This is a genomic window from Yokenella regensburgei ATCC 49455 (genome assembly GCF_000735455.1).
GTDB classification, from domain to species: domain Bacteria; phylum Pseudomonadota; class Gammaproteobacteria; order Enterobacterales; family Enterobacteriaceae; genus Yokenella; species Yokenella regensburgei.
This window is the reverse complement of the sequence record NZ_JMPS01000034.1, coordinates 1-3784: the sequence shown is the minus strand read 5'-3', so window position 1 is coordinate 3784 and position 3784 is coordinate 1. Positions and strand designations below refer to the sequence as shown.

Here is a 3784-nt window from a genome sequence, read left to right as displayed (position 1 = left end):
CCTCAGCGTGACTCAGCTTGATAACTTCGCGCAGAAAGCCAGGACGTGTGAGGGTGCAGCCTGTCAGCAAGTGATTCAGGACATGGTAGATACCAACCTGAAACAGCAGAAGGAAATGCTGGAGTTCTGTAGCAGTCAACCTGATCAATGTGGGAATAAGTATGGTTATCTGGTTGATCAATGGGATGTGTTCGATAAAGCCATCAAGCAGTTGGACGCTGACGGTAAGTTACCTAACGAGTTCAAGAACTACCTTTCCGCAGTATACAGTTCCAGTATGGAAGCCGAAGGGACCGTTGCCAATTTAGGGTGGCAACAGAAGTTCGAGGCGCTTGGACTGGACAAGGATACAGCAGCAGCGATGGCGGCTACTGTGCCTGCAATGATTGCAGCCAAAGGGCCGAAAGGCAGTTCATTACCTACGCCGAATTCAACTCCTGCAGCTAATGGACTGAATTATCAGTCCAACCCTAAACATACTCCGGGACAACCAGGCTATAGCTTTAAAGCTGGAACAGAACCTAAAAACTCGATGGATCTATTTGGATCAGCAGTTGTTAGTGGGAAAAAAATGTACGCGAAAGATGCAGAAGGTAATGTTCATCAATTTACAAATACAAATGATGGAACTTGGCATTGGTCAGGTAGTACAGGGGACAAGTCTGCACCGTTAAATAAGAACACAATCCCATCGGATGTTAAAAAACAGTTAGACCTACCTAAGAAGGGGTGGTGATTATGATTTTTGGTGATCCAAATAAGTTTGCAATATTAATAGATTATGTGCCGATCTGGAGTTCAGAAGGCGGATACAAAAATGGTCTATTTCACTTTGTTATTAATGGAAAATTTTTTCCTGATTATGCAAGTGTGGCTACTTTAAGCGGTGATATCAGTTGCTTGTCGGATGATAACGCTTTGATTACCGTTCCTGAAGATGAGTATTTATTTAAAGCGGAAAAATTAGATTCTTTCTCAAAAATAATGAGTGCAATGCTTCCTGAACTATTAAACCCGGATGCTGAAGTATCAGATGATTTTGAGGCGGATTATCGTTACCAAGCTTCGACATATAACTTAGAAAATGACACGTGTTATGTGTTTTCTGTTGGTTATATGGGACAGGTTAGAATATTGGCTGCTAAGGTTAGCTATTTATATGGTAATGATGCTGAAGGTTATGAGTGGAAAAACCATAATAACCTTGAGGTACATGAAGTTATTTTATCTAAGGATGAAGTACATCGCATAGTTAGTGAAGTAAAAGCAAAGTATGAATTAATCTAAACAATAAATCCCGCCCTCAATGGCGGGATTTTACTTTAAGCGGTAATAGCAGCAGCTGACGCCGCTGCTATGATGTGGGTGCGGTTGCTCTTTAACAGGTTGGCGAAAATGGCGTCACGGGCGTAAAAGACACGTCGGGGCAAAAAGTTGACAGGATCAAAATGCATCAGCAAGAATAGTCTGTAACCTACTGACTGAAGAGGGAAAATATCCTTCCACTCTCGATGATCGCATCGGAGCGAGTTGTTGTTGAGAATAACTCGCTCAGTGGTGACCGGGCTCGCGAAGCGGCAAAACAGGCTGCTGAATCCCTAAAAAATCAGGTAAGAGACAAGCTGGGTGAAGGTACAACCTCGTCCATCGCGAATGGTATTATCAATGCCCTCGCTGATACCGGTGATGCAGCATTAGGCTCGGCAGACTACGCTGCTGATGCGGCTATGGCGCTGGCTTCCTGTGCTGTGGGTGACAGCTATTGCAGTAAAGCGATGGGCGACTTGGCCGGGAAGAATCAGGCGGTGGCGGATACCGTTACTGCCCTGATGCAGAGTGAAACCTGGTCAGCGGTAGCGGATACGGTCAAACAGGCGGCTGACGGAAATCAGGCCGCACTGGAAGCTACAGGCGGGATGCTGGCAAGTATCATGTTGCCGGGTAAGAAAGTACCAGGCCCAGCAACTCGAATTGAAACAATATTAAAATCCGAGAAAAACTGGGAAAGTGCTCGAAATAAGGCACTAAATATTGTAGGTAATTTAGGGGGTGACTCTAAACCTGTAATTGGGAGGTTAGAAGTAAGTGCAGGAAATGGAAAAGTAATTGGACGTCAATCTAATGATGGCAAAGTTGGTTGGCGTGTTGATTATGATCCTGAAAAGGGAACACACATCAATATATGGGATTATTCTCAGGGAAAAGGGCCAGGCAAGGCAGTCAAGCAGGTTATACCATTTGAAGGCAATGAAAAAGCTTTTGAAACTATATTGAAACAGTTAAATAGGTAGGAAGATGACTTTATTTGATGAGTGTAAAGAAGCCCTGAGTGCAGATTTCGAAGTGCTTGAAGGTCAGAGAGAGAAGGATGCTCTTGATATTCTGTATAATTTCCCTTTTGCCAATGGAAACTTATTGTGGGCCGATTTTAATTATTCAGATTACGAAGATATAAACGATTTTATATCAGATAATCATAATGAAAATTATGATGTGTTCGTTTTTGTGGATGATATTAACATTCCTATTTTTAGAACTAATTTGGTCTTGATTGCTGAAAATATTTATGACGTTACAGCATTGTCGCCTAAGATATTCATTTTTAATAATGAATTGATATTACAGCCTCTATTTCCAACTGAGATAATTCGTCTAGGTATAAAGAATTAGCAGTATTTTTAGAACCCGGCTTCTGTGCTGGGGTTTTCTTTTTACCCGTCAACTCAGAGTCAGAGCTGCAGTTCCGTGGGCTCGACGGGCGGTAGCGTGGCCATTTCCGCCGGTAAGCAGGCGCATATGGGCGGTGCGGACCTGGTGGCGCAGAAAGATCTCAGCCTCTCCGGCGACAGCGTGATCATTGAACCGGGTCACGACAAGCGTACCCGCGACGAAACCTTTGAGCAGAAGAAGAGTGGTCTGACGGTTGCGCTCTCCGGCACGGTGGGTAGCGCCATTAATAACGCGGTGACACCCTGCTGAGTGCGAAGAATGACATTCTGCTGAGCGATGCAGCCAATACCCAGCAGTCCAGCGGTAAAAACAGCAGCAGCGGCGGTGGGATTGGGGTGAGCATCGGCGCCGGCGGCGGCGGTGCCGGTATCAGCGTCTTTGCCAACGTCAATGCAGCGAACGGCAAAGACAAAGGAAACGGCACCGACTGGACCGAAACCACGCTCGACAGCGGCAAAAGCCTGACCATCAACAGCGGCCGCGACACGGTACTGAACGGTGCGCAGGTCAGCGCAGACAAGATAACGGCGGATATCGGTCGCGACCTGCTGATAAGCAGCCAGCAGGATAACAACAACTACGACAGCAAGCAGACCAGCGTGGCGGCGGGCGGTAGCTTCACCTTCGGTTCGATGAGTGGCTCAGGCTATATCTCTGCCTCCCAGGACAAGATGAAGAGCCGCTTTGACTCGGTGACCGAGCAGAGCGGGCTGTTTGCCGGTAACGGCGGGTTTGATATCACGGTGGGCAACCACACCCAACTGGATGGGGCCGTGATTGCCTCCACGGCGACGGCAGATAAAAACAGCCTGGATACCGGTACGCTGGGCTTCAGCGATATTCATAACGAAGCGGATTTCAAAACCCAGCACTCGGGCATCAGCCTCAGCGGCGGCGGGGCTTTTGGCGGTGACCAGTTTAAAGGCAACATGCCGGGCGGAATGATTTCGGCCGCAGGCAACAGTGGCCATGCGGAGGGAACGACGCAGGCGGCGGTGGCGGATGGCACCATCATCGTCCGTAATAAGGATAAACAGCAGCAGGACGTGGCAAA

General features: G+C 47.3%; 2 protein-coding genes and 3 pseudogenes. All 5 read left to right on the top strand.

Annotation, left to right across the window (positions count from 1 at the left end):
• Positions 1-736 (top strand): annotated as a pseudogene (locus GYRE_RS24830) (VENN motif pre-toxin domain-containing protein); the annotation flags it as partial.
• A gap of 2 nt (positions 737-738) precedes the next feature.
• On the top strand, positions 739-1287 hold the full coding sequence (locus tag GYRE_RS10500; protein WP_038255126.1) for an immunity 42 family protein: 549 nt from the start codon (positions 739-741) through the stop codon (positions 1285-1287).
• Between the two features lie 683 nt (positions 1288-1970).
• A pseudogene (locus tag GYRE_RS25405) lies at positions 1971-2291 on the top strand (hypothetical protein); the annotation flags it as partial.
• Between the two features lie 4 nt (positions 2292-2295).
• The gene (locus GYRE_RS10490) at positions 2296-2670 is read left to right on the top strand and encodes a CDI toxin immunity protein (RefSeq protein ID WP_038255123.1); all 375 of its coding nucleotides are present in this window, start codon (positions 2296-2298) and stop codon (positions 2668-2670) included.
• Between the two features lie 48 nt (positions 2671-2718).
• Positions 2719-3784: pseudogene (locus tag GYRE_RS10480) on the top strand (hemagglutinin repeat-containing protein); the annotation flags it as partial.

Coding starts and splice junctions, on each gene's coding strand:
- GYRE_RS10490 (WP_038255123.1), top strand. CDS start 2,296: ATGACTTTATTTGATGAGTGTAAAGAAGCCCTGAGTGCAGATTTCGAA.
- GYRE_RS10500 (WP_038255126.1), top strand. CDS start 739: ATGATTTTTGGTGATCCAAATAAGTTTGCAATATTAATAGATTATGTG.